We start from the raw sequence: 24,661 nt of genomic DNA, 5'->3' as shown, positions 1-24,661 counted from the left end.
GTTTTCATTAGTGCACGTTTCGATACTGTGCAGGTGTCAGTGTCGTTTTCTTTTTAAATATGCGGCTAAAGTATTGAGGGTATTCAAACCCCAGCTTGTAGGCAATGGTTGCCACGCTGTCGTTCGAGTTAAGCAGCAAATACTTTGCCTTTTCGATCAGCTGCTGGTGAATAAGTTCTTGAGCGCTTTTGCCTGTTTGGCTGCGCAGTAAATCACTTAAATAAGTGGGTGACATCGTCATTTTTTCAGCAATTTTAGCCACAGAAGGTAGCCCTGTTTCATCCAACTGTGTTTGCTCTATGTGGCTATCCACTAGCGATAAAAAGGTTTCCACTTGATTAGCGTCAAAAGGCTTACGCGTGAGAAATTGACGGTTAAAGTGGCGGTCGATGTACTTGAGCATTAGTTCAAGGTAAGAGATCACTATGGTGTGGCTAAAAGTGTCTTGGTTTTGTTGAAGCTCGGTTGTGATATTAAGTGCTAGGTTTTCTAGTATCTGCTGTTCATGCTCTGACAAGTGCAGCGCTTCGTAAATATCATATGAGAAGTAGCCTAATTGCCTTACCTGTTGAGCAAGAGGATGTTTTAGCAGTAAGTCAGGATGAAACATTAGAGACCAGCCATCAAGTTGGCCGCGCTGGTATTTTTCTTCAATTTGAATCACTTGCCCTGGAGAGTAGGCGGTGATAACGCCACTGTTAAAATCGTAACGTTGACGACCATACCTGAGTTTTCCGCAAAATTTCTGCTTTAACGAAATACAATATAGGTTGTTGCAAATTTTCGTATTGAGCAGTTGGTCATCAATATAGGTGTCTGACAAATCAATTACGTGCAGTAGCGGGTGGGCTGGTTTTTTGCCTGTGTATAGCATAGTCGCTTGGGCAACGCTATCTAGTGTAATGATCTCAGACACTGTATTGTTTCCTTTCAACTTGTTGTGCTTTAGTGACTTAATTTGCTCAATACTATCATTTGGTAAGTGCTAAGTCGGGTATTGCTTGGGTAAGTATTTGCTCGGTAACTTGCCAGAGTTTCTTGCGTTGACTTTGCTGTGTTGCCGCAGTAGGTAAGCTATTTGTATCAGGGTAACCGCGATAGTTACTCATTTTCATTGGACCGATATATTCGCCGCCCTTTAAGTTGGTGTCGGTCGCCGCTCTTAATGTCGGTAATGCGCCCATTTCTACTTTTTGGGCAAACAAGGCATTCATGATTACGCCTGAAAGGCCCATATACTGTTGCAAATTGGTCGCCGTGTAACCTGGGTGTGCAGCTACAGAAATAATTTTGCTATGTGATTCAGCAAGGCGGCTTTGTAATTCGACAGCAAACATTACATTTGCTAGCTTACTTTGAGCGTAGGCCGCCATTTTATCGTGCTTTTGTTCGAAGTTTAGGTCTTGATAGTAAATATTAGCACTTTTAAACTTAGCGGCTAAGCTACTAATCGTTACTACCCGTGGCTCGGCAGCTTGCTCTAGAAGTGTTAACAAACCTAGGGTTAGTGCAAAGTGGCCTAAGTGGTTAGTAGCCCACATTAACTCGAAACCTTGAGTCGATTCTTCACGCCTATCAAATTGCATAACGCCTGCATTATTGATCAGGACATCTATGGTTTTGCCTGCCTGATTAAGTTGTGTAACGCAATCGGCAACAGAGTGAAGATCAGATAGATCTAACTGAACTAGCTGTAATTGTGCGTTAGGTTCGGATTGTCTAATGCTCTTGATAGCTGCTTCACCTTTTGCCAGATTTCTAACCGCTAATGTTACTTCTGCCCCCTTGATGGCAAGCTCTTTAGCTGCTTGTAAGCCAATGCCGCTATTAGCGCCAGTAATTAAAAAATGCTTTCCTACCTGACTTGGCATATTGCTAGTTGTCCACTTCATTTGTGTACCTCTTACCTTGTTGTACATAGTTGCGTTTGCTGCGATGTGACGTGCGTCGCTTGATGTTGTGACAACAATTATCTAAAAAGGCGTGTGAGTATGCGTTATACAAACCACAGAAAGGTGGATACAAATTTAGGTTAAATTAGGTTGGGTAATAGAGGTTTAAGTAAACAAGCTGATTCATCGGTGCGAGATACGTTCGATGGGGAGAGGTGTATTGCCATATAGTGTTAGACTTACTATATGGCAATAAGGAAAGGTTTATTATTAAAGACCTGCCGCTTGTTTTACTTGGCTAAAATGCTCTAACACTTCTTCTAGCTCATGCTCAATTTGCTCACGTGTGTCCTTTGAATCTTCCGCTGTTTTGGCAATCACAGCCATGGTTGCTGGGTGCACTAATAAGTCTTTAGCGTGGTAACAAGCCGCTGACTTTACAGCTGGTAATTTACCGTCAGCGTGGTAATCGCGCTCTATTTCGTCCAAAGAAAGCGTCATCATGTCATTGGCTGCGGCCAAGGCGGCACCTAAGTACTCTTTACAAATCGGTTGTTTGGCAACAAACGCTGGTAACAACTTTGTTGATAACGTGGTTAGTTCAGCACTTTTTTTTGCTAATTCGGCGATTGGCGCGCTGTCTACACTTGCAGCAATTTCTTTGGCAAGATGCTGGTAGCTATCCCAATGATCAGTTTTATGTGCGTGCGCGTTTGCTAGTGTTGAAATTAAGCTAGCAGCTAGTGATAAACCAAGGGCTATTTTTTTCATTTAAGGTCTGCTTTTGGGTAATGCTGTTAAGAAAGCTAGACTATAGCGAATTTTTACATAAATGAAAATAATTGTTATTTGCGTTGTTGGGGTTTGATAGCTGTTATTTGTTTAATATCAAACTATTGTAGCTTGCTCAAATTGCCGGAAAAAGCTGCTTAAAGCTAAAGGCTGCTTGAGTTTCACCATGTGCACGAAGGTATTCTAATTTTGCTACGGCCTCTGTAATTGTTGGTCTATGCTCTGCATCAATCCACCAAAGTACATAAGTGGCTTGCAACGATTTTTCAAACCACTGTGCTTTTCGTTTCATAAAGCTCAGGTGATCTGTTTTAAACATAAAGTTTTTTAGGGCGTCTGCATCTTGCCAAACTGACATATTGACGATGGTTTGGGGGTTATCGAATGCTTGAATATCGGTGGCATTGCCTGTGTCGTCTTTTAACCGCCAAATAAAACCGGGTGATTGCTCGGCAACGCCATTAATGCGATCGAGATTATCGACAAAATCGGCAAGTTGTGGGCTATCAAGCGGAGCGAGTGCGGTCGCAATATTGAGTTGTGCTAATACCTTGGTCATGATTCTTCCCTGATAATTGTTTGGGATTTGTAGTTTGCCCTATGAGCTTTACTGGGTTCTTACCGTTTTGTGTAAAGCGCATGTCTAGATGCTAATGTTTACAATATAAGAGGTTTAAATATCAGTGCTTGTGGTCAAGCCAAACTAGGGTTGATTAAACCGTAGTAGTAACTATCAAACCAAGTGTCGCCAACACAAAAATCCGACGCTAAGCAGCCCTCACGCTTTAATGATAACCTTTCCATTACTTTCCAACTCGGCGTGTTTTCGACGGCGCATTTGGCGAATATTTTTCTTGCCCCTAAAGAGGTAAAAATAAAGTCCACCATTGGCTTCGCGGCTTCGGTAAGAATGCCTTTGCCTTGCTGTTCATTTAGCAGTAAGTAGCCAATTTCAACACGCATCGCATCAATATCTTCCAGTAAGAAACCGACGCTACCGCAAAATGCGCTGCTAGCGCGATCAAATATCAACAAGGTGAACCATTGGCTATGGTCGTTAAAACACGTATTTCTCGCTTGAAATTTAGCTTCAAAAGCTTCTGGTTCAAGTACATCGCCAATATAAGTCATCAACTCAGGATCTGTTTGTATCGCACTGAAATGTTGTAAATCATGTTGATTCATAACGCGTATGGATAAACGCTCAGTGCGAAACGATAAGTTGGCAGGGGTTAAGCAGGATAAGTCCATTTTATTCACTGGTGTTACACTCTATACTGTTAAAAATACTTGGGGCTGTTGACCTTTGTTTGTATTTTCAGCAATAGGCTATTTTTCGTGATAACAAAGCAGAATGAGTGTTGTTTGTTCCAAACGAGAGAATTCTAATGCCGTTAGCGCGGAAAATAGACATTGCCCTTCGGGCTAAGGCTAAAATCGTTTAACTCTGCGTTGAAAGTAATGGCTTTAGCTGACTAAACCACATGACTTTCGCCTTGATTAAAACGATTTTATCGCTTAGCTGAACTATTAAACAAAGGTCAACAGCCCCTAACTTTATTCCCCAATAATGACACTGCTATTCAGTACTGGTCAACAGATAGACAGTACAAAATAAAGACAACGTAAAAGCAGGTACAAAAGAGAGTTATTCAAATGGCAAAAACAATCGTAATTACCGGCGCTAATCGCGGCATTGGCTTGGCTATGGCATCAATTTTTAGTGAGCGCGGCGACAGCGTTTATGCCGTTTGTCGCCAAAGCTCACCTGCACTGGATGCGTTAGACGTAACTGTAGTAGAAGGCGTTGATGTAACCGATGAAAGTGGTTTGGCGACAATGGCACAGGCGCTGACAGGTCAAGTAATTGATGTACTGGTGTGTAATGCCGGTATCTTGCGTGATGAAAACTTAACGAACTTTAACCTTGATACCATGCGCGAACAGTTTGAGGTTAACACCTTAGCACCGCTTCGCGTCGTTCACGCATTGCAAACAAACCTTGAAGCGGGCGCTAAAGTGGCAATGATCACCTCGCGTATGGGCTCAATTGCCGACAACACTTCTGGTGGTCGCTTTGGCTATCGCATGTCAAAAGCGGCGTTAAATATTGCTGCGGTGTCGCTTAGCCATGACTTAGCAGAGCAAGAAATTGCTGTTGGTATTTATCATCCAGGCTATGTACAAACGGATATGGTTGGCGGACGTGGTGATATTTCTGCAAACGAGTCGGCAAGCCGTATTATTGGGTTGGTGGACGACTTAACGCTAGCGACTAGCGGCCAGTTTCGACATTCAAATGGTCAGCAATTACCTTGGTAATATTAAAACGTGTCGAGTTATACCAATTGAATTAATTAGTTGAACAATGATCGCGCAGGAAAAAGGTTCATTAACACAGGTTTTATGCTCCCAGCAAAACCTAAGTACCTATATCCATGTAGGCAAGGCGTTATTTATTGTTAACTAGTTGTTCTAATTTCAAAAATAACAACGTGGTTAATGAGCATTTTGACCAGCTAGAATGATCAAGTATTTATTGAAATTGGTATTTACCCCAGTTACAGCGAAATAGACCTAGTTACTTAATGAAAGAAAGCTACTTTAAAATTTGGCGCACGGTGCAGATGATCCCAGCAGGTAAGGTTGCCAGTTATGGACAAATTGCCGATTTAGCAGGGCTACCGGGGCGTGCTCGACTCGTTGGAAAGTCATTGGGGTTTGTCCCAAAAGAAGGTTACCAAGGCCAGCCTGTGCCTTGGTTTCGCGTGATAAATTCAGCAGGGAAAATCTCTTTTCCTGTCGGCTCAGAGTCATTTGAGCGGCAAAAACAGCACCTACAAGATGAACAAGTGGTAGTGATCGGTTCACGCATTAAACTAAAAGAGTTTCAATGGCAGCCTGACATAGCAGAGTTATTGTTTAGGCTCGAATATTAATAGCGAAATCCAAGACTAATCGCGTATCGTAGTAAATATTTTTGACAATCGAGTAGAGATTCTCATAATAAGCAATCTTTTATTTGACACCCTGTTAGATTGGTGGAGTATTTATGTCAGCAAATGCGTTGTCTGATTCGAAAAGTTATGTTGAACCTGATGTTAAGCAAGAGGCCACAACCAAGGGAATAGCAAAAGGGATTTATGTTTCGGGCACGGGCCCTGCCATCGTATTTTTGCACAGCTCACTGAGCTCTTCCCGTCAATGGCTACCGCTGGTTAAGCAGCTGGAAAATCACTTTACTTGTATCAACGTTGATATTTTGGGCTATGGTGGTGCAGATCGCGTAAGTGATCCAGACAACTATAGCTTCGATGTTGAAATTACTCGCATTAACCAAGCGTTGACTGAAGTTATTGGCAATGGCAGTTATCACTTAGTTGGTCACTCTTGTGGTGGTGCGATAGCGCTTAAATTGGCGGTTGAGGCACCTAAGCGAGTGCTTAGCTTGTCACTTTTTGAGCCAGTAGCATTTAATCTATTACCGGCAGGTAGTGAGCTGCGTAATGTCGCTGATGAATTTGCCAATCGCGTGGATATTGAAGATAAGTTTAAAGCAGCAGAAGTATTTACTGACTTTTGGAATATGAAAGGCTTCTTTCAATCATTGCCCGACAAGATGCAAGCGCTAATGGCGGATGATATGGCCAAGGTGACGCTCGACTTTAAAGGGTTAATTTCGGCTAGCTATTCTCTTGCTAATGTTGCTGAAATTAAAGCGCCGACTTTATTTTTAACAGGTAAATACAGCCCGAAATTAAGTCACAGCTTAGCTGAAACCATTATTGGCAGCCTACCAAATGTAAAAAGTGTGGAAGTTGAAGCCGGACATATGGCGCCAGTTAGCCATGGTGAGTTAGTATTACCTATCATTGCTGACTTTATTCAACAACATGCTGAGAATAATTAGTTCACACCAATTCCGAATGTCATGTCGCAAGCTTACTCAAGGTGCTCAATTAAGGCTAGTGAGTAGGCTTGCTGAAGCAACAAGACCAATTGGCTGGTTGCTCGCGACTTTGTTAATCAGTGTGATAATGGCAAAAGGAGCCTTGGCTGCTCAGTCTACCTCTCTTCGTCCTGATACTGATATCCATGCGGTTTGTGCACAATCGCCACAGCAATGTTTAATGCATATTGAACAGTTGTTGAGGCTAGAACCTAATGAAAGCCGTCGTTGGTTTCAATATAAGAATTATCAGCTTGACGCCTTATTTGAGTTAGAGCGCTTAGAACAGTTGGCAAGTGAGCTTAAACCTTGGATTTCTAGAGACGATATTCCGCTGAAGTTTAAAATCAGCGTGCTAATTTATACCGCTAAAACTTTGCCGGCTAGCGATAAAGATATCGCTAATCAGTATATGCGCAATGCAATTGAGTTACTTGAACAAGTCAGTGAAGTGAATCGCAACCCGATGATTGTGGTACAAATTGCCAACAGTTTGAATCAACAAAAGGAATATCAGCGCGGCTATTACATGCTGCTGCCGCTGGTTGCCAAATACGAAAACCGACATATGCCACGTTTTCAAAGCGAATTATTTGGAAATTTAGGGCATTTTGCATATCGACTCAATAAACTTGATGAGCATATAGAATATCGTCTTTCAGCGTTAAAGTGGGCAAGGTTAACAGGCAATGAAAGCCAAGTAGCGATAACACTTTACAATGTCGCTCGTGCATATCAAATGGCAGAAAACTACCCTATGGCGTTAGATTTTCTGTTACAGACCGAACAGTTAGGTAAATTTGGCGATAACGATCACACCTTGATTAATTTCCGACGAGCCGAAATTGCTTTAGCACAAGGTCAGCTTGTAGAGGCCGAGCGTTATTATGGCAAGGTTGAACAAGTGAAGGGCTCGACACATTATCAAGACTTGTTTACTCAGTTTGAATCGGCATTGACTCAAGCAAAAAGTGCGTCGCAAAGTGCTGAGTAAAGCCTGAAGAGGTCAACACAAAAAAAGCCCGGTAATGATACCGGGCAAAAACTAAAACAGGGAAAACATGTCGTTGAAAAGTTTATTCGGTATTACCCTCTAATAAACTTTTACCATTAATGGCGATTTTTCTTGGCTTTAGGGCCTCTGGTATTTCTCTTTCTAAGTCAACGTGCAGTAAACCGTTTTCCATAAAGGCACCGACAACTTTGACGTGGTCACCAAGTTGGAACTTACGCTCGAAGTTACGCTCGGCAATGCCTTGATGTAAGAATTTTCGTTCAGCTTTATCAGCTGCATTAGCTTTTGTGCCAGTAATAATTAAATGATTTTGCTTTGATTCAATATCAAGCTCTTCTTCAGCAAATCCAGCAACGGCCATGGTAATGCGGTACTTGTCTTCCGCAAGTGATTCAATGTTGTATGGCGGGTAAGAAGGCTGTTTCTCGTTGCGTGCGGCTTTATCCATTAGGCTAGCTAAGTGATCAAAACCAATGAATGAACGGTATAGTGGGCTGAAATCTGTAGATGTACGCATAATAGTCATATCCTATATTTGTTTAGCAATATGTTAATGCTTAATAAAATTTGGCCGTGGCGGGCAGTCCGACTAGCTAGCATCTTTGACTAAAACAAGTTAGTTAAAGCTCACTAAAGTGACACTTAAATGCTATGTTTGTCGCGATTGTTGCCGTTTCTTGCATTGCAAGATAAAGCTAAATTCATTAAGCCTGCCCTTCATAATGAACGGGCGGTTAATGTAATGTAGTCCCTATCAGGCGACTACAATTTCTATATGTGGTTGATGAAAATAGTTTCAAGGAAAAAACTAAAAAAATTTTTAAATTAATTTTTGGTTTGATGTTAACTGTTTGAATATATGATTTATTTTTGTTGTTTGTTCAGAAACAAAAAAAGAGCCAGTTGGCTCTTTTAAAAAATTCGAAATAACGAAATCTTCGAAAAGCTCGCAAGTAACGAAAAATCTAGTGACCCGCGATAGCGCCATCCGTAGCAGCCGACGTTGGTGAGGTTGAAGCTTCGGCTGAATTTAGTGCTTTTAAGGTTGCTAAGGCATTGTCGTAATTTGGGTGCTGAGAAATGTTTGCAACAAGTTCTTTGTAAGCGATATTACCTTGCTCATCGATAATAAAAATTGCACGCGTTAACAGCCCCATATCTTTAATGAGCAAACCGTACTTACTGCCAAAGTCACGCCATACCGCGTCGGAAAGCACTTTTATTTTGTCTATGTTTTCAGTTTTACAGAAACGCTTTTGTGCAAAGGGTAAGTCGTTGCTAATGGTCATCATCACCACATTGCTAGGTAAGTTAGCAACTTCTTCATTAAAGCGTTTAGTTTGTAATGAACATACGCCTGTATCTAAGCTAGGTACCACTGAAATAAGCACCGGCTTGTTTGCGAAGTCGCTTAACGATACCGGCCCAAATGAATCATTGACCACTTTAAAGTCTGGTGCTTTTTCACCTTCTTTTACTTGGTTGCCTAATAAGGTGACAAACTTGTTGCCAGCTTTGACTAAATTGTCGGTTTGCGGCAGTGAGTCTTGTGTGAAGAAATCTGCGCAAGCAGAGGAAATAACAGCAAAATTTAATGCACTAGTTAATAGTAAAGTTGAAAATTTCATATATAGTGTACGTATAGATATCGTATGTAATACAAGCTTACCTTCGTCCTGATTAAATTGCTAATGAATAAGGCCGGTCTTGGATATTTAACCGATATAACAATAGAGTGTGGTAGGGGCTTGTAGCCTTTCTTACACTCTTTCATTTCCATTGAAGTGTCAGAGGTTGTTTACTGATAATGCCAACCAAATTACTTATATGCGACGACTCAAATATGGCGCGCAAGCAGGTAGCACGTTCGCTGCCTGAAGACTGGGAGGTCGATGTAAGTTTTGCCGAAAATGGCGAACAAGCGATTGCCGCGATTAAAGCTGGCAAAGGCGACGTGCTGCTACTGGACTTAAATATGCCAGTTATGGATGGATATCAAGTACTTGAAACCATCGTCAAAGAAGATTTACCAACGCTTACCGTAGTGATTTCCGGAGATATTCAGCCAGAAGCGCATCAGCGCGTTACTGGTATGGGCGCACTGGACTTTATTCAAAAGCCTGTCAACAAAGACAAACTAACCGACATCTTACTGTCTTACGGTATTTTTACTCGCGAAGAGCTTTCTACGAGTAAAGAAAACCAAGAAGCCGTAACGAAAAGCCGACAAGATAAAATAGATTTACCTGCCATCAACAAACCAGTGCCTAAGGCGCAGGAAGTTAAAGAGCGCGTATACCAACCAATTACCTTAGCTCCAGATTTGCGTGATTGTTATCAAGAAATCGCCAATGTAGCCATGGGTAGAGCGGGTGATTTGCTGGCACGCTTGCTTGATGTATTTGTACTCTTGCCAATTCCGAATGTGAATTTGATTGAAGTGAGCGAGCTTCGCATGGCACTAACGTCAGTTGCCACTAACGAGACAACATCGGGCGTATGTCAGGGTTTTATTGGCGCAGGCGTCAGCGGCGAAGCGTTATTAATTCTCAATGATTCGAGTTTCAAAGAAATCGCGTCTTTGATGAACTATCACCAAGATATTGATGAAAGTGCTGAACTTGAACTGTTAATGGACATGGCCAATACCTTAATTGGTGCCTGTTTAAGTGGTGTGTCTGAGCAACTTGATATGACGTTTAGCCAAGGTCATCCCGTTGTGCTTGGTCAACACCGCAATATTAAAGATTTAATTGCCACTAATTCGGCAAAATGGCGCCAAACGCTTGCCATTGAGATTAGCTACAACATTGAAAATTATTCAATAAAGTGTGACTTGTTGTTGCTGTTTACTGAAGAGTCAATGCGCACCTTGAACAATAAAATTTCCTATTTACTGGATTAGTTATGTCGTTAGAAGCATCACAATTAAATGAATTACATTGGTTGATGGAAATGTTGCACAACATTGACGTTGGCTTAGTGGTACTTGATCGTGAGTACAATATCCAGATTTGGAATGGTTTTATGGAGAACCATAGTGGTTTGCTGCCACGTGAGGTTAAAGATAAAAACTTATTTAGCTTGTTTGAAGAAATTCCTCAAGACTGGTTTGTTCGTAAAGCAGAATCGGTATTTTTACTGAAAAACAAAGCGTTTACCATTTGGGAGCAGCGCCCATATGTGTTTAAGTTTCAAAACTATCGCCCAATTACGGGTACTGCCGATTACATGTACCAGAACACCACTTTTATCCCGCTTATGGCAGCCAACGGGGAAGTAAGTCACCTGTGTTTGATTGTTTATGATGTAACTGACAGCGCAGTGCATAAGAAAGACCTTGAAACGGCTAACCAAGAATTGGCGATACTGAGTCAAACTGACGGGTTAACTAAGCTGTTTAACCGTACTCACTGGGAGCGTTGTTTAGAAGCTGAATTTAAACGTTGGACGCGTAGCCAAAACCCAAGCTGTTTAGTCATGATTGATATTGATCATTTTAAAAATATTAATGACAGCTATGGTCATATGGTAGGCGACCAAGTGATTCGACATTTGGCAGATGTTGTGCGCCAACAAGTGCGAGAGACCGATGTGTCAGGGCGTTATGGCGGTGAAGAATTTTCTATTTTGCTGTCAGATACGACCTTAGAAAATGCCCACATATTTGCTGAGCGTATGCGCAAGACAGTCGAGGCTTCGGTGGTGAAATACAATGATATTGATGTGAAGTACACGATTAGTATTGGTATTGCTCAAGTCACGCCGGGGATCAGCACCTACGAAGCTTGGATTGAATGCTCAGATGCCGCGCTTTATCAGTCAAAAGAAGGTGGTCGAAACCGTATTACCTTGTTCCCGAAACAATAAGACGTCACGAATTTTCACTTCGTATCAATTGCCTCTTGCGCGAAAGAGGCGATTATTCCAAATTTGCTTTTAATTTACTGGCAATCTGCGCAAAGGTGCTAATTTGTGAGGCAGGTATATCGGTTAGCATTTTCTCAAACACTTCTTGTTCAGCTTGCTTAAATGCCGCCACTATTGCTTGTCCAGATGATGTTAAAACCAATAATTGGCTTCTCTTATCCTGTGCATGGTCTTTTTTAATGACTAAGCCTTGAGTGACTAATTTTTTAACTAGTCGATTAATCTGGGCTTTACCTCGACCCATAAAGTTTGCCAATTTTTGGCCAGTACACAGATCTATCTTGCTAATAACTTTCAACGATTTAAGGTGCATCGGCGCTAGATCAAAGTCTAGCTGTTTGACTTTGGTTAGTATGTTCATTCGCACTAAATGTATTAATTCAAAAAGCGTGTTGCTTAACTCCATGTCGACTCCACATATTTTGCTAAGCGAAAAATGCATCAAATTGTAAAGTTGGTTGATAGTGTCAACCAACATTTTTTATAGTAGACCTTGTCCAAATTATTCAATTCTTTGACGTTTTTCCATCCAAGTAATCATCTAATTTAGAGTAAATATGCAATCAAATGTTAAGCAGGTGTTTAAGCTGTTACCTGCAGTGCTGGTGCTTATTGCCATCATTATCACCATTATGACCTGGGTGAATTTATCAACACTTCGTGGCTTTTTTGAAGCTTGGAGCCGTGCGTTCTTTTTTGCCACCGTTACGGTTTTACCGATTGGCGGTTTGATGTTTTTAGCGCTCTATCAGTTTATCGGCCGCGTGTTTGGTAAATGGCCAGCGATGCTACGTAATTTACTCATTGGTATTGTGATGACGCTAATCTTAGAGTCGATAATGGCGCTCACCACAACCGCGAGTATTCAAAACTTTCAGTCGATAAATGAGTTTTTTGATTTATACATGATGAGCTTTTTATACGCCTTACCTGTTGGGCTGCTCTATGCCAGTCTTACTGCTGTTATGGTTAATTTTGAAGTTGAGCAGGAAGTTATCGCTCGTGCAAAACGTCAGTAATGGCTAAAACGCATTACAGTAGTGGGTTGTCTGCCAGAGCTTAGTGTAAGCGATAGTCTTGAGTTCTATTGATAATTCACAACCAATTATCGCGATTTTAACTAAGGCTTACGTCTAAATTTAAACTTACCCGAAGAAAGGGGAAGAAGTTTCCCCTAATCTTCACATCTAGTTTTCTGATTTTAGCCATTAAACCAGCAAACTTCTGCCGCTGTTTTATCGTGCTGCTTAAGCTGTTCGCGGGACATTGGTTTTTCTACAAGCTGCTCTGCATCACTTTTTTCCGTGATTTCTGTCACACTAGTATTAGAAGTAATTTGCTGCTTGCTACCCCTTAGAATATCTTTTTGTGCATTCCTGTGCACACTAGTTCGCGTATTTATGTTCCGTTCTGTGGCGCTTTCTGAACTCGTTTGAACAGCCTCTTGGTTAACGGGACGATTGTTGATGGAGCGATTGTTAATAGGTTTATTGTGGGCTGGCTTACTTTTATTGGCATTGGCATTGGCACCAGCGAACGCGTTAGCACTATGCTTAGTAGCTTCTTCATTAGCTGATTTATAAGGGTGATTGATTGCGATACAAGTTGCACCGTTTGACTCAGGTAGTGTTTTAACCAGCTCAATAACAAGAAGGCCGTGGCTTAGTTTAGCTCGTGTTACTTCAACATATTCTGCAAGTGTGAATTTTCGCTCAAAACTTTGCGTGATAATGCCATGATGTAAGTACTGACGATTCGCGTTTTTCAGCTTTTCGCCACTCACCGTTAGCTCACCATGCTCTACATGAATATTGAGTTCATCGTCAGCAAAACCCGCTGCAGCGATGGTAATCGCATAGCAATTTTCGGCGACTACCTCAATATTGTAAGCGGGGTAGCTGCTTACCTCATTAGTTGCAGCTAGTGCGTTATCTAACAAGCCGGATAACCCGTCAAAGCCAATACTACTGCGATAGAGTGGGCTTAAATCAACTGAGTTCATCATACATCCTCCTCCAAAAGTAATAATGCAAGCTATTGTTGGCAATAGCTAAACTGCTTTTCAAACTGTTACTCCGCTAGTGCTACTCCGCTAGTGCTACTCCGCTAGTGCTACTCCGCTAGTGCTACTCCGCTAGCGTTACTTTCCTATAGCACTAAGGTTATTGCACTAGGTAGCTTCCCAGCGCGATAAAAAACGGCACGCCAATGAGCACATTAAACGGAAAGGTAATGCCCAATGAAGCCGTGATTGACATACCAGCATTTGCTTCTGGCAGGCTTTCTTTCATCGCCGCAGGTACCGCAATGTATGATGCACTTGCACCCAACACTGCCATCAGCGCGACGCCGCCTGCACTTAGTTCCATCACTAGCCCCAAACCGGTGCCAGCCAAGCCGCCAATCATCGGCATTAATATCGCGAAACTAATTAAAAACATGCTGTTCTTTTTCAATGTTGAAAGTTGTTCGGCGGCAACTATGCCCATTTTCAGTAGGAAAAGTGCCAATACTCCTGAAAATAAGTCAATAAACATTGGCGAAAGCTTTTGCACGCTGGTGCCGCCTATATAACCAATAACCAAGCCGCCTAGCATTAGCAGTATGCTTTGGTTGGCGATAAGTTCTTTCTTAATAAATTCGCCATTTACTATTTTTAAGTTGCCTTTGGCGAGCATAAGGCCGACCAAAATAGCGGGCATTTCGAGCAATACGACAAACAGCGGAAAGTAAGCTTCATAACTAATGTTGCCTGCTTCGAGTAAAGCGACTGCTACCGCATAAGTTGCGACGCTCACCGAACCATAGTGAGCGGCTACCGCACCAGCGTTGACTTTATCCAGTTGGCCGAAATATCGTAGTAAGGGGTAGGCAAGCAAAGGTAAGGTTAGGCCAAACGCGATAACCACTAACGACATGGTCAGCAAGCTAGCGTCAACATGTGCTTGCATCGCTAAGCCACCTTTCAAGCCAATGGCAATCATCAAAAACATACTGAGCGTTTTATAAAGGCCATCAGGAAAAGAAAGCTTGGCGCCAAGTAATTGGCAAACAATGCCTAAAATGAAAAATGCAACAACTGCGTCTAACATCATGGCTTATTTATCGCTGAGCATGTTGGAAGGTGTTTGGGGAGTTAACTTGGTAGTTAATCCCAAAGCATTTGTACGCACACGGTTGAAATATGCTAACGACTTTACTGTATTTACCAATGCAATTGTCATTAGCGCCGCGGCCAGCAATGCAAATGCGATGAGCTCATGACCAATCACTGTGCTGGTATAGTAAAACCCAAACAGCAATAAACTGGTGATCATAACGAGTAAGGTTGTTCTTTTGCTCACGATTTTCTCCGACACATTTGGCACTATTGCTCGAAATTTATCGAGCGGGTTAGCGAGTTGTTGCTAAGCGTTTTGAACAAAAGCTAAGCAATTTCGAATGAGCGTTAGTTTACAAATCAATCAAGTTAGATAAAAATAGATAATCACTAATTATTAAATAGATAAAAATCTATAGGAGGTGGTTGTGGCATCAAGACTTCATGCCCATATCGGCACCTTTAGGCAGTTGGAAATCTTGCTCGCTTTGTATCAAGGAGGCAGTGTTAAAGCAGCTTCAGAGTCACTATTTTTAACTCAGCCAACAGTTTCCATGCAGCTCAAAAAGTTAAGCGAAGCAATTGGGTTGCCGCTTTATCATCAGGTTGGTCGCAAGCTAAAATTTACTGATGCAGGCTTGGCAACAGTCAAAACAGCTCAGCAAATACTGCAGAGCTGCGAAGCATTAGATATGCAGTTGAGTGACTTACGAGGGTTAAAGTCTGGTACTCTGCGACTTGCTAGCGCCACTACTGCTAAATACTTTATTCCTCATTTGCTGGGGCCATTTTGCGAGCGTTATCCCGGTATTGATATTCAATTTACCGTAGCTAACCGCCAGAAAGTGATTGAACGACTAGAGCAGGGGCTAGATGACTTCTATGTATTTAGTTATGTTCCTGAAGGGCTGGAGCTTGAAACTATTGAGTTTATGTCAAACGACTTAGTGGCTATCGCCGAGCAGAACCATCCATTTGCAAAGCAAAAAAGGGTTTCGCTAGAGCAGTTTTGTCAGCAAGATTTTTTGATCAGGGAATCTGGCTCAGGCACTCGTTATGCAACAGAATCATTCTTTAGCAAACAAAGTGTTAGCCCTAAAGTTAAAATGACGATTGCCAGTAATGAAGCCATCATTCATTCCGTTCTCTCTCGACTTGGGGTTTCTATTCTTTCCGCGCATACGTTGGCATTTGGTGAAATGTATGGGGTGAAAGTGCTGAATGTTGAGGGCTTGCCAATAAAATCTAAATGGTCATTTTCGTGGACGAAAACACATCATTTATCGCCAATTGCGAATGTTTTTCTAAATTATGTAGAAACAGAAGGGCGCGAAATGATGAAACAAGCGATTAAGCTTTAGCAAATACAGTGAGTACCATGGGGACAAAAATGGGCAACAAGTTAGCCACTTATTGCCCAAAATTTTGGCTGCTATTCGATCATATGGCTTTTCGTATGGCTTTACGCTTTGGCTAAGCTTATTTTCAGTTGGGCTTAGCTCCTAAGGCTGTTCCACCGTGTGAAACCCAATTGCTAAGGCTATGCGGGTTCGACGCTAAGTTCTTCAAAGCTTTCTCGCATTGTTGAACGCATTTTTCGAAATTGTCGCAGCGGTCTTTTAATGCGATCGGTAAAGGTGCGTTTTGAACGACTTAAGGCAAGACTAAATGCCGCTTGGGCGGTAGTTTGTGCATCAATTATTTGTACATTGCTAATGCCTTCTCCAACAACTTTCAGCTTGCACTGCTTGTCTTTACCGCCGCGTAAACCATTGATATCTTGAAAACTGACAACAACGAATTTAATTTTGTCGTCAACGCGGGCAAAAGCACTTTGAACGCGATTGGCGATTTGGGCTCTAAAACCTTTGGTTAACTCAATATTGTTCGCATGGATAAAACACTTCATAGTCACCTCCGTTAAAGAATTAACCTTATCGTGCCCAATTTTTAGATTAGATAAAAATAGATAAAATTTAATGATCGTATTTATTTTTATCTAATGATTGGTGATCGCTTGCTGTGTAGTGATGTAATGTGGCTATGCAATTTGATTACTAAATAAAAGGCAAAAACCAAGATGTACACGTATTGGTGTAAATATCCCTTGGCAGAGGTTATGTAAAATACTTGTTAATTTTCTCTGCTTTCAATGGTTTTTGTGTAGACTAGTGTCGACGAATTGCAGAGGAGTGCAAAAATGAACAAACAATTCACGAGCTTAGTCTCAGTGAGCGTGTTAACGGCAGGCTTAATTGCAGGCTGTTCGGGTTTAGATAATAGTGAAAAAGTGATGAAGCAAACAGTTCAGGCTGATAGCAGTGTTGATAACGCTAGTTTTGATAACTCTGGTTTCGACAATAAAGCCTACCCAGTTACCCGCAAAGGCGAGGTCGTCGAGACTTACTTTGGCAAAGAAGTTGCCGACCCATACCGCTGGCTAGAAGACGATCGCAGTGAAGAAACAGGTGCTTGGGTAAAAACGCAAAACCAAGTCACCTTTAGTTATTTAGACCGAATTCCGTACCGCGAACAGCTAAAAGAGCGTTTGGCTGATTTATGGAACTATGAAAAAGTGGGTGCGCCTTTCAAAGAAGGAAAATATACCTACTTCTATAAGAATGATGGCCTGCAAAACCAATACGTGGTTTACCGTATGGTTGAAGGTGGCGAGCCGGAAGTGTTTTTAGACCCTAACAGCTTTAGCGAAGATGGCACCACGTCATTAGCGCAATTAAGCTTTTCTAAAGATGGCTTAATTGCCGCTTACTCAATTTCTGAAGGTGGCAGCGACTGGCGAAAAATCATCATCATCGATGCTGAAACGAAAAAAGTGCTAGAAGCGCCACTCGTCGATGTGAAGTTCTCTGGTATTTCATGGGTTGGCAACAAAGGTTTTTATTACTCTAGTTACGACAAGCCAAAAGGCAGCGAGCTTTCAGCCAAAACTGACCAGCACAAACTTTACTACCATGAGTTAGGCACACCACAAGCGAACGATCCTGTTATTTTCGGTGCAACACAAGATGAAAAGCGCCGTTATGTGGCTGGTTATGTCACCGAAGACGACAACTACTTATTGATTAGCGGCGCAACGTCTACGTCAGGTAACGATCTTTACCTAAAGGACTTAACACGCCCTAATAGTCCGCTGGTTACCATTTTAGATAACTTTGATTCAGACACGTATGTGATTGAAAACCAAGGCAGCAAGCTTTACTTAGTCACTAACCTAAATGCACCAAACAAAAAGGTGGTAACGGTTGATGCAAGTAAGCCGTCACCAGAGCATTGGCAAAACCTAATTGCTGAAACTGATGACGTGTTAACGGTTTCAACAGGAGCAGGTTACTTCTTTGCTGAGTACATGGTTGACGCTATTTCAAAAGTGTATCAGTACGACTATCAAGGCAACAAAGTTCGCGAGATTGCATTGCCTGGGCTAGGCAGTGCTAGTGAGATTGATGGTAAAAAAGATGACAAAGAGCTTTATTTCTCTTTCACCAACTACAAAACACCCGGCACGATTTACAAGCTAACGCCAGACACTGGCAAGGTTGATGTGTACCGTGAATCAGGTGCTAAGTTTGACAGCAACAATTACGTGTCTAAGCAAGTGTTTTACACCTCAAAAGACGGCACGAAAGTGCCAATGATGATCACCCATAAAAAAGGGCTAGAGCTAAACGGTAAAAATCCAACCATCCTATATGGTTACGGTGGTTTTAACGTTAGCTTAACGCCTTACTTTAGCGTGACGCGTGCGGTTTGGATGGAGCAAGGGGGGATTTATGCCGTTGCGAATCTACGAGGTGGCGGTGAATACGGCAAAGCATGGCACAAAGCAGGTACACAATTGCAAAAGCAAAATGTATTTGACGACTTTATTGCCGCTGGTGAATACCTCATTGACCAAAACTACACATCAAGCGACTACTTAGCTGTTAACGGTGGTTCAAACGGAGGCTTATTAGTTGGTGCGGTAATGACCCAGCGCCCTGACTTAATGAAAGTCGCGCTGCCAGCGGTTGGCGTACTTGATATGTTGCGCTACCACACCTTTACTGCTGGCGCAGGTTGGGCATACGACTACGGAACAGCCGAACAAAGCGAAGAAATGTTTGAGTACTTAAAAGGCTACTCGCCAGTGCATAATGTGAAAGCGAGCGTAAGCTACCCAGCGACACTAGTAACCACAGGCGATCATGACGACCGCGTTGTGCCGGCTCACTCATTTAAGTTCGCTGCTGAACTGCAAGCTAAGCAGGCAGGCAATGCACCAACTATGATCCGCATTGAAACTAATGCTGGTCACGGCGCAGGCACACCAGTCTCAAAAACTATTGAACAATACGCTGATATTTACGCGTTTACTTTGTTTAATATGGGCTTTAGCGAACTGCCAAAATAGTTTCGCTGAGCAGTGAAGCTAATTGCTAAGTGAGAAAACCCGCAAAATTGCGGGTTTTTTTATAATTGGCAGTTTATTGGGGTTAATCAACAAACGTCATGTAAGTAATACGATATTGAATAGAAAACAGTAAGTTATTGAGAGCCTTGTTTCGACTGCAAAACGTGTTAAAAACTTCTTTCAAATGAGAAACTTTTTGTTCATGTTGATAAAAATAGAGAGGCAGAAAGCCAAACTTCTCTTCATATTTATAAAAAATCGACTGGAACGTTGACTCCATAACACCTTGATTTTACTGAAATGTCGTTGTCTGTCGTTAAAGTGTCGTGTGATATGTATACCTTGGAATGAGGAAATCATCATAATTCTTCATGTTGTTGTTAATGATTAGTAGGAAATTTGGATGTTACTTTCAACAGATAAATTAAAGAAAATAAGAAGTGAGCATGGATGGTCACAAGAAGTATTGGCTAAAGCGTCAGGGCTTTCGGTAAGAACTATTCAACGAATAGAGTCTGATGGTAAAGCCTCGGCTGAATCAACCCTTGCCATAGCTTCAGTTTTCAATTTATCCCCGCAATTATTGATGGCAACCTCAAATGAAATTGAAGTTAATTGGGTGAGGAGAATTATTATGAAAAACCTACTGGCGTTGCTGGTCATAATTGGCGCTATTGCAATGTTTGTTGTGTTGGGAGGCAGTGCATCTCTGGTAATTGATGTGCAATCAGGGTTGTTCTTAATTTTGTTTTTATATGCGGCCACAGTGATCGCCTTTGGCACCAATGGCATGTTGAAATCAATACAGGGCTTGAAGTATTTATTTACTGATGAACTTGTCGGGGGAGTACAAGCCCAATACTTAGCAAAATTGTATAGCAGTCAAGTTAAGTTTCTGTATGCAGGTGCTTTAATTGGCTTTACCAGTGGTGCAATTGGCATTCTTGGCAACATAGACACATACGAAAACTTTGTATTCCAAAGAGCCTCGTCTTTTAATTTGATCATAATATTTCATGCTGCCATCATTGCGGAAAGCATTTTTAGACCATTAAGTTTAAAGCTTAAGACTTGCGATATGCTAAGTTAATAAGCAGTGCTAAGCTTACATACTGGTTATTTATACTTGTAATTTTAGTACCACAGCCCAACTAGCATTTGTGTTTGTGGTACTTCAGGTGGTACTAAAAAATCTAGTTAGTGCAAGTTTTTATGGAAAAGAGCCAACAATCAAAGAAGTCAAAGGTGCGTGCCATCGAGCGCGGGGAATTGTTACCTTTGCCATTAATCGTCTGCAAAGCAGGAATGACATATGATCCACATTGTCTTCCGGATACCTCAGAGAAAACATTTCTATTCCGCATCATGCGCAAGATAAAAGCGCTAGTTATACGTTGATAAACCAGCCTAATATAAAAACGACGCTAGATTACAGAAGAAATCTTAGTGAGAATTAGACATAAAAAAACCAGAAAGCCTTATTTATATTGGCGTTTCTGGTCTTTTTGAGTTCTCTTGGAACTAGTGTGTGGTGGAGCAGGGGGGAGTTGAACCCCCGTCCAAAAAACCTACATCCTCGGTCCTACATGCTTAGTCGTTCTATTATTTAACCAGTCAGTCGCCGAACGACAGGCTACTTTCTGGTGAGTCTGATACTGTTTCGCGGTTCACCCTCAGACAAGGTTCCCTCGCTAACCTAGTATAGTATGACCATCGCTCCGCTAGTCTACAGGTAAAACTTGGCGGGGATGGCTAGCATTAAGCTGCTAGTGCGAACGTTTCGTCGTTTGCAACTATAGTTTTGCGGCTTTTTACCAGGCCAACCGCCCCTGGGCATGCACCTTGGGTTTCGCGAATCTTGTCGAATCCTGAATCTGCCCCAAAGTTTGTGGTAAGTGAGTCACTTACAATACGCGCATTGTACAGCGCTTCGAGTTGTGAAACAACGTGGTATTTTTTAACCAGTTATCGCTGTTTTAATCACAACCTATACCTTAACTAGGCTATTTGCTTTAGTTAGCCATTAAGGTTTTTGTTTTTCATTAAACGGCCTTTGTCGATCTGCCATTCGCGATCTTTGATATCAGCGCGTTTATCGTGGCTTTTCTTACCTTTACCTAAGTAAAACTCCAGTTTTACCCAGCACTGCTTCCAGTACATGGCAGTGGCAACAAGTGAGTAACCATCGCGCTCAACGGCACCAATTAGACGGTCAAGCTCACGGCGGTTTAACAATAGCTTACGGCTTCGAACCGGATCGCAAACCACATGGCTAGAGGCGGCATTAAGCGGCAGAATTTCGCTACCGACTAGGTAGGCTTCGCCGTCTTTAAGCATGACATAACAATCAGAAATATTGACCTTGCCACTGCGAATGCTCTTAATTTCCCAGCCTTGCAGGCTCATACCCGCTTCGAACTTGTCGGTAAGTGCATAGTTGTGACGTGCTTTTTTATTGAGGGCAATGGTATTGCTATTTGATTGTTTTGATTTTTTCTTGGCCATAATCGTTCCACAGTTAACCGCGCACATTATACGGACTAATCCGCAGTTTTGAATCGCCAGAGGAAAAATTATTGAATTTAGTGTGCGAGTAGTGAGCTTTTAGATTCGATTTGCTATGATCTGCGCCCTTAACGGGGGAAATTAATGCCATCAATTCATCGTAGTGCCTTGGTTATGCACAGTGTTAGTGATATGTATAACCTGATCAATGACGTACTTGCTTACCCACAATTTTTACCAGATTGCAGCGACAGTAAAATCATCTCACAAGATGAGGGTTCAATGACGGCTGCGCTTAAAATTTCAAAGGGTGGGGTAACTAAGTGGTTTACCACAGAAAATACCTTAGTGGAAAACGAGCAAGTGGTATTGAACTTGGTAGATGGACCATTTAAACAGCTCACGGGTAGCTGGGATTTAACTGTGCTGTCTGAAGAGGCATGTAAAGTCACACTGAGCCTTGAATATGAATTTTCGAGCAAGGTTCTAGAGTTGGCATTTGGTAAAATCTTCAACAATATTGCCAATAACATGGTTCAAGCATTTACTCAGCAAGCAAAAAAGGTATACGGCTAATGGCAGAGCAGATTCATATTGAAGTGGTCTATGGCTTGGCGACTCGTCAAGAGCTTATTGCTTTACCTGTTGCTAAAGGTACAACCATAGAGCAGGCAATTATTGAGTCGGGCATTATGGATATGTTTGACGATATCGACCTGACTAAAAACAAAGTCGGTATTTGGAGCCGCGCCGCCAAGCTAAGCGATGAGCTGGAAGATTTGGATCGTATTGAAATTTATCGCCCGCTGATAGCCGACCCGAAAGAAGTACGTAAACGCCGCGCAGAAAAAGCGAAAGAAGAAGGCCGAGCAGATAAAGTTACCGGTGGCCGAGTTAACAATCTAAGAGCTAAGCCATAGTTTTAACTGGTTTAGCTTCGCTAAATTGCACAGATATATTCCCTGTCTAATATTTAGGTTCGAGTTACCTACTTGAACTAACCATCGGCATTAGGCATGGAGCGGTTGATAATTTCCCATAATGCGAAACCATTTGGCAATAGTTGCTATTCGTAGCGCTAATGAACAAATTTGCAGGTGCTTTGAAGTTTACTTCTATTTTTGATACCTATGGTGCCAAGTACTTTATAGGCTTCTTCAACTTGGCTTCTCTTTACCAATATTTGATAACTATTCTGAAAGTCTACGAAATAGGTTATTTTTGACTCATCAAACGTGTGCACTACCTTTATGGTATCCACTTTTCTGAAATCATCGATTACCGTGCAAAATTCATCTTTCTTTGAACAACTGGATAGCGAAAATATGGTTACCAACATAAAAATTGTTGGTAGGTGATTCCATTTAAAAAAAGAGGTATTCACTGGTAGCTCCAAGCAGAATTTTGACGTTTTCAAGTTATAGCAATTAATATTCCATTGGCTCTCTTATTACATGAAATCTGCGGGCTGAGAGTCTTGTTGTCAGTTTGAGCTTTGCTGATATTAGCAACTCTCAGAGTTGGTTCGCTTCTATCAGTGAATATTTGGAATAGTGAAGATTTAGACTAGTTGTAATGAACTACGATAGCTAATTTATTGTCGCTTTAGCAAAATATACTAAGTAAAACTATCTGGACTTAATCTTTTGCTAATGAGGTTCTAAACACAGTGACGACAACTTTTGACACAATTATTTTCTTCTTTGGGCTTCCAATTTCGGTAGCTAGTTAAAATCTTATGAAAATTTATTCCTATAATTGAGGTCTGGTTTTGGGAATAACAACACAACCCATTTGGGCGTTTAAATAATAAGGAATTCAATATGCCTTCAATTCTTGGTGTGCCACCTTCACCTTATGTTCGTAAAGTGATTTTGGCGCATGAACACAAAAATATGCCATATGAAGTAAAAATGATGATGCCAGGCTCTGACGATGAAGCGTTTAGAGCCGCTAGCCCGCTTGGCAAAGTGCCTGTCTACGTGACTGATGATGGTTTTAGCTTTGCTGACTCGTCTGTGATGATTGCTTACCTAGAAAAAACGAATAGCACCAACTCATTGTACCCAGATGATGCTAATGACTATGCGCAAGCACTATGGTTTGAAGAGTACGCCGACACTAAGCTAACCGAAGTTACTGCCGCGCTTTATTTCCAGCGTGTTGTTGGGCCAGCTTTTTTCAATCACACAACGGATGTAGATCGCTGTCAGGAAGTGATTAATGAGTTAATTCCGCCTCAGCTAGCTTATTTAGAGTCACAGCTTACAGGTGACTTTTTTGTCGGTGATAAATTAAGTATTGCTGATGTTTGTATTGGTGGTGCGTTAGTGAATTTGCTTCATGCTGATTATGAGCTTGATGCCGCTAGCTACCCGAAACTTACTGCATTCCAGCAGCGTTTTTTCAGTATTCCTATGGTAAAGCAGTGTATTGAAAGCGAACAACAAATGTTTGCTAGTGCAAAATCATAGAAGCTTTGTTTTGCTTTACTTCGTATATTGGTAAGCTAGTAAGTTCATAAGAAGCTAACTAAGTTAGTTTTACTAAATACAAAAACATCAAAAAAGCAGCCAGTAGGCTGCTTTTTTAGTTTTCGCTTATCGCTAATTGAGCAACGTTACTAGTTACTCATGAGTGCAATGCGTGAGTCGCTTTTTTAGCTATCTTATTCTAACTATCGTATGGTGTGTCGAAGTTTTCTGAAAGTTCAAAATCACCTTCAGCAGACACTAGCTTGTTGTCAACAAACTTAACGATAAAGTCTTTACGCGCATCAAAGTCTGAATTTCTGCCAGACTTGAATTGATAAACATAGTGCCAAGTGTCTTGCTCGAATGAGTCAATCACTACTGGGCTACCTAAAATAAACTTTACTTGTTCTTTGGTCATGCCCACTTGTAAGCGGTCAATATCTTTTTGTTCAAGGTAGTTACCTTGTGGGATATCAATACGATATACCCAGCTTGAACATGCGCTGGTGGTCAGCGCAAGCGCTAAAATTATGCTTCTTGCTAACATGAAAAACTAAAATCCTACTACATGTGACAGAGGATAATACCCAAGC

27 protein-coding genes and 1 other RNA gene are annotated in these 24,661 nt (G+C 41.6%); 13 read left to right on the top strand and 15 right to left on the bottom strand.

The annotated features are described in order from the left end of the window. Positions 1–7: 7 nt before the first annotated feature. The 5 genes from ACSLUR_RS12095 to ACSLUR_RS12075 form a co-directional block, all read right to left on the bottom strand. Positions 8–916, bottom strand: a complete 909-nt coding sequence (locus ACSLUR_RS12095; protein ID WP_448554853.1) for a helix-turn-helix domain-containing protein — start codon at positions 914–916, stop codon at positions 8–10. A gap of 55 nt (positions 917–971) precedes the next feature. Further along, positions 972–1,892, bottom strand: coding sequence for an oxidoreductase (locus tag ACSLUR_RS12090; RefSeq protein ID WP_448554851.1), 921 nt, complete (start codon positions 1,890–1,892; stop codon positions 972–974). Between the two features lie 270 nt (positions 1,893–2,162). After that, entirely contained in the window at positions 2,163–2,663 is a 501-nt protein-coding gene (locus tag ACSLUR_RS12085) for a hypothetical protein (RefSeq protein ID WP_448554849.1), read from the bottom strand. Positions 2,664–2,799: 136 nt separating this feature from the next. Beyond that, entirely contained in the window at positions 2,800–3,243 is a 444-nt protein-coding gene (locus tag ACSLUR_RS12080) for a DUF3291 domain-containing protein (RefSeq protein WP_448554847.1), read from the bottom strand. 134 nt (positions 3,244–3,377) lie between these two features. Further along, positions 3,378–3,935 (bottom strand): GNAT family N-acetyltransferase, encoded by a 558-nt coding sequence (locus ACSLUR_RS12075; protein WP_448555118.1) that lies wholly within the window; start codon positions 3,933–3,935, stop codon positions 3,378–3,380. Between the two features lie 405 nt (positions 3,936–4,340). Here ACSLUR_RS12075 and ACSLUR_RS12070 point away from each other — a divergent pair, with 405 nt between their 5' ends. From ACSLUR_RS12070 to ACSLUR_RS12055, 4 genes are all read left to right on the top strand, one after another. Beyond that, positions 4,341–5,006, top strand: coding sequence for an SDR family oxidoreductase (locus ACSLUR_RS12070; protein WP_448554845.1), 666 nt, complete (start codon positions 4,341–4,343; stop codon positions 5,004–5,006). A 266-nt stretch (positions 5,007–5,272) separates the two neighbouring features. Further along, positions 5,273–5,623 carry an MGMT family protein gene (locus ACSLUR_RS12065; RefSeq protein ID WP_448554843.1) on the top strand — a complete coding sequence of 117 codons (351 nt, stop codon included), beginning with the start codon at positions 5,273–5,275 and terminating at the stop codon, positions 5,621–5,623. Between the two features lie 113 nt (positions 5,624–5,736). Further along, the gene (locus ACSLUR_RS12060) at positions 5,737–6,594 is read left to right on the top strand and encodes an alpha/beta fold hydrolase (RefSeq protein WP_448554841.1); all 858 of its coding nucleotides are present in this window, start codon (positions 5,737–5,739) and stop codon (positions 6,592–6,594) included. A 16-nt stretch (positions 6,595–6,610) separates the two neighbouring features. Continuing rightward, positions 6,611–7,627 (top strand): tetratricopeptide repeat protein, encoded by a 1,017-nt coding sequence (locus tag ACSLUR_RS12055; protein ID WP_448554839.1) that lies wholly within the window; start codon positions 6,611–6,613, stop codon positions 7,625–7,627. 82 nt (positions 7,628–7,709) lie between these two features. Here ACSLUR_RS12055 and ACSLUR_RS12050 read toward each other — a convergent pair whose 3' ends face one another. Both ACSLUR_RS12050 and tpx read right to left on the bottom strand, forming a co-directional pair. Beyond that, positions 7,710–8,165: an Hsp20 family protein gene (locus ACSLUR_RS12050; protein WP_116002434.1), complete on the bottom strand. Its 456-nt coding sequence runs from the start codon at positions 8,163–8,165 to the stop codon at positions 7,710–7,712. A 448-nt stretch (positions 8,166–8,613) separates the two neighbouring features. Further along, positions 8,614–9,276, bottom strand: a complete 663-nt coding sequence (tpx, locus tag ACSLUR_RS12045; RefSeq protein ID WP_448554836.1) for a thiol peroxidase — start codon at positions 9,274–9,276, stop codon at positions 8,614–8,616. A gap of 179 nt (positions 9,277–9,455) precedes the next feature. Here tpx and ACSLUR_RS12040 point away from each other — a divergent pair, with 179 nt between their 5' ends. Beyond that, complete coding sequence (locus ACSLUR_RS12040; RefSeq protein ID WP_448554834.1) at positions 9,456–10,553, top strand: response regulator; 1,098 nt, start codon at positions 9,456–9,458, stop codon at positions 10,551–10,553. Between the two features lie 2 nt (positions 10,554–10,555). After that, positions 10,556–11,518: a sensor domain-containing diguanylate cyclase gene (locus ACSLUR_RS12035; RefSeq protein ID WP_448554832.1), complete on the top strand. Its 963-nt coding sequence runs from the start codon at positions 10,556–10,558 to the stop codon at positions 11,516–11,518. Positions 11,519–11,570: 52 nt separating this feature from the next. Here the strand turns inward: ACSLUR_RS12035 and ACSLUR_RS12030 are convergent, their stop codons facing one another. Next, entirely contained in the window at positions 11,571–11,984 is a 414-nt protein-coding gene (locus ACSLUR_RS12030; RefSeq protein WP_448554830.1) for a MarR family winged helix-turn-helix transcriptional regulator, read from the bottom strand. A gap of 151 nt (positions 11,985–12,135) precedes the next feature. On the opposite strand from ACSLUR_RS12030, the gene ACSLUR_RS12025 reads away from it, so the two are divergent. Then, entirely contained in the window at positions 12,136–12,597 is a 462-nt protein-coding gene (locus ACSLUR_RS12025; protein ID WP_448554828.1) for a hypothetical protein, read from the top strand. A gap of 182 nt (positions 12,598–12,779) precedes the next feature. On the opposite strand, the gene ACSLUR_RS12020 is transcribed toward ACSLUR_RS12025, so the two are convergent. The 3 genes from ACSLUR_RS12020 to ACSLUR_RS12010 all read right to left on the bottom strand — a co-directional run bounded on the left by ACSLUR_RS12020 (position 12,780) and on the right by ACSLUR_RS12010 (position 14,922). Then, positions 12,780–13,583, bottom strand: coding sequence for an Hsp20 family protein (locus ACSLUR_RS12020; RefSeq protein WP_448554826.1), 804 nt, complete (start codon positions 13,581–13,583; stop codon positions 12,780–12,782). 157 nt (positions 13,584–13,740) lie between these two features. Continuing rightward, a complete protein-coding gene (locus tag ACSLUR_RS12015; RefSeq protein ID WP_448554824.1) occupies positions 13,741–14,673 on the bottom strand; it encodes a sodium-dependent bicarbonate transport family permease in 933 nt (310 codons plus the stop codon). Positions 14,674–14,676: 3 nt separating this feature from the next. After that, positions 14,677–14,922, bottom strand: a complete 246-nt coding sequence (locus ACSLUR_RS12010; RefSeq protein WP_448554822.1) for a hypothetical protein — start codon at positions 14,920–14,922, stop codon at positions 14,677–14,679. 184 nt (positions 14,923–15,106) lie between these two features. On the opposite strand from ACSLUR_RS12010, the gene ACSLUR_RS12005 reads away from it, so the two are divergent. Continuing rightward, positions 15,107–16,039 carry a LysR family transcriptional regulator gene (locus ACSLUR_RS12005; protein ID WP_448554820.1) on the top strand — a complete coding sequence of 311 codons (933 nt, stop codon included), beginning with the start codon at positions 15,107–15,109 and terminating at the stop codon, positions 16,037–16,039. A 179-nt stretch (positions 16,040–16,218) separates the two neighbouring features. Here ACSLUR_RS12005 and ACSLUR_RS12000 read toward each other — a convergent pair whose 3' ends face one another. Beyond that, entirely contained in the window at positions 16,219–16,587 is a 369-nt protein-coding gene (locus ACSLUR_RS12000; protein ID WP_448554818.1) for a hypothetical protein, read from the bottom strand. Between the two features lie 291 nt (positions 16,588–16,878). On the opposite strand from ACSLUR_RS12000, the gene ACSLUR_RS11995 reads away from it, so the two are divergent. Together ACSLUR_RS11995 and ACSLUR_RS11990 are read left to right on the top strand one after the other, a co-directional pair. Beyond that, on the top strand, positions 16,879–19,089 hold the full coding sequence (locus ACSLUR_RS11995) for a prolyl oligopeptidase family serine peptidase (RefSeq protein WP_448554816.1): 2,211 nt from the start codon (positions 16,879–16,881) through the stop codon (positions 19,087–19,089). A 403-nt stretch (positions 19,090–19,492) separates the two neighbouring features. Then, positions 19,493–20,179, top strand: coding sequence for a helix-turn-helix domain-containing protein (locus tag ACSLUR_RS11990; protein ID WP_448554813.1), 687 nt, complete (start codon positions 19,493–19,495; stop codon positions 20,177–20,179). A gap of 439 nt (positions 20,180–20,618) precedes the next feature. On the opposite strand, the gene ssrA is transcribed toward ACSLUR_RS11990, so the two are convergent. After that, positions 20,619–20,970, bottom strand: a transfer-messenger RNA (tmRNA) gene (gene ssrA / locus ACSLUR_RS11985). Between the two features lie 135 nt (positions 20,971–21,105). After that, positions 21,106–21,594 (bottom strand): SsrA-binding protein SmpB, encoded by a 489-nt coding sequence (smpB, locus tag ACSLUR_RS11980; protein ID WP_116008732.1) that lies wholly within the window; start codon positions 21,592–21,594, stop codon positions 21,106–21,108. A gap of 144 nt (positions 21,595–21,738) precedes the next feature. Here smpB and ACSLUR_RS11975 point away from each other — a divergent pair, with 144 nt between their 5' ends. The 3 genes from ACSLUR_RS11975 (at position 21,739) to ACSLUR_RS11965 (ending at position 24,068) form a co-directional block, all read left to right on the top strand. Then, entirely contained in the window at positions 21,739–22,170 is a 432-nt protein-coding gene (locus tag ACSLUR_RS11975; protein WP_116000915.1) for a type II toxin-antitoxin system RatA family toxin, read from the top strand. Next, on the top strand, positions 22,170–22,514 hold the full coding sequence (locus ACSLUR_RS11970) for an RnfH family protein (RefSeq protein WP_116017727.1): 345 nt from the start codon (positions 22,170–22,172) through the stop codon (positions 22,512–22,514). The genes ACSLUR_RS11975 and ACSLUR_RS11970 overlap by 1 nt, the downstream gene beginning before the upstream one ends. A gap of 903 nt (positions 22,515–23,417) precedes the next feature. Beyond that, positions 23,418–24,068 (top strand): glutathione S-transferase family protein, encoded by a 651-nt coding sequence (locus ACSLUR_RS11965; protein ID WP_448554810.1) that lies wholly within the window; start codon positions 23,418–23,420, stop codon positions 24,066–24,068. 199 nt (positions 24,069–24,267) lie between these two features. Here ACSLUR_RS11965 and ACSLUR_RS11960 read toward each other — a convergent pair whose 3' ends face one another. Next, positions 24,268–24,615, bottom strand: coding sequence for an outer membrane protein assembly factor BamE (locus tag ACSLUR_RS11960; RefSeq protein WP_448554808.1), 348 nt, complete (start codon positions 24,613–24,615; stop codon positions 24,268–24,270). Positions 24,616–24,661: the final 46 nt, after the last annotated feature.

It is taken from the genome of Thalassotalea montiporae (assembly GCF_053485855.1).
This window is presented reverse-complemented; position numbering and strand designations above follow the sequence as displayed.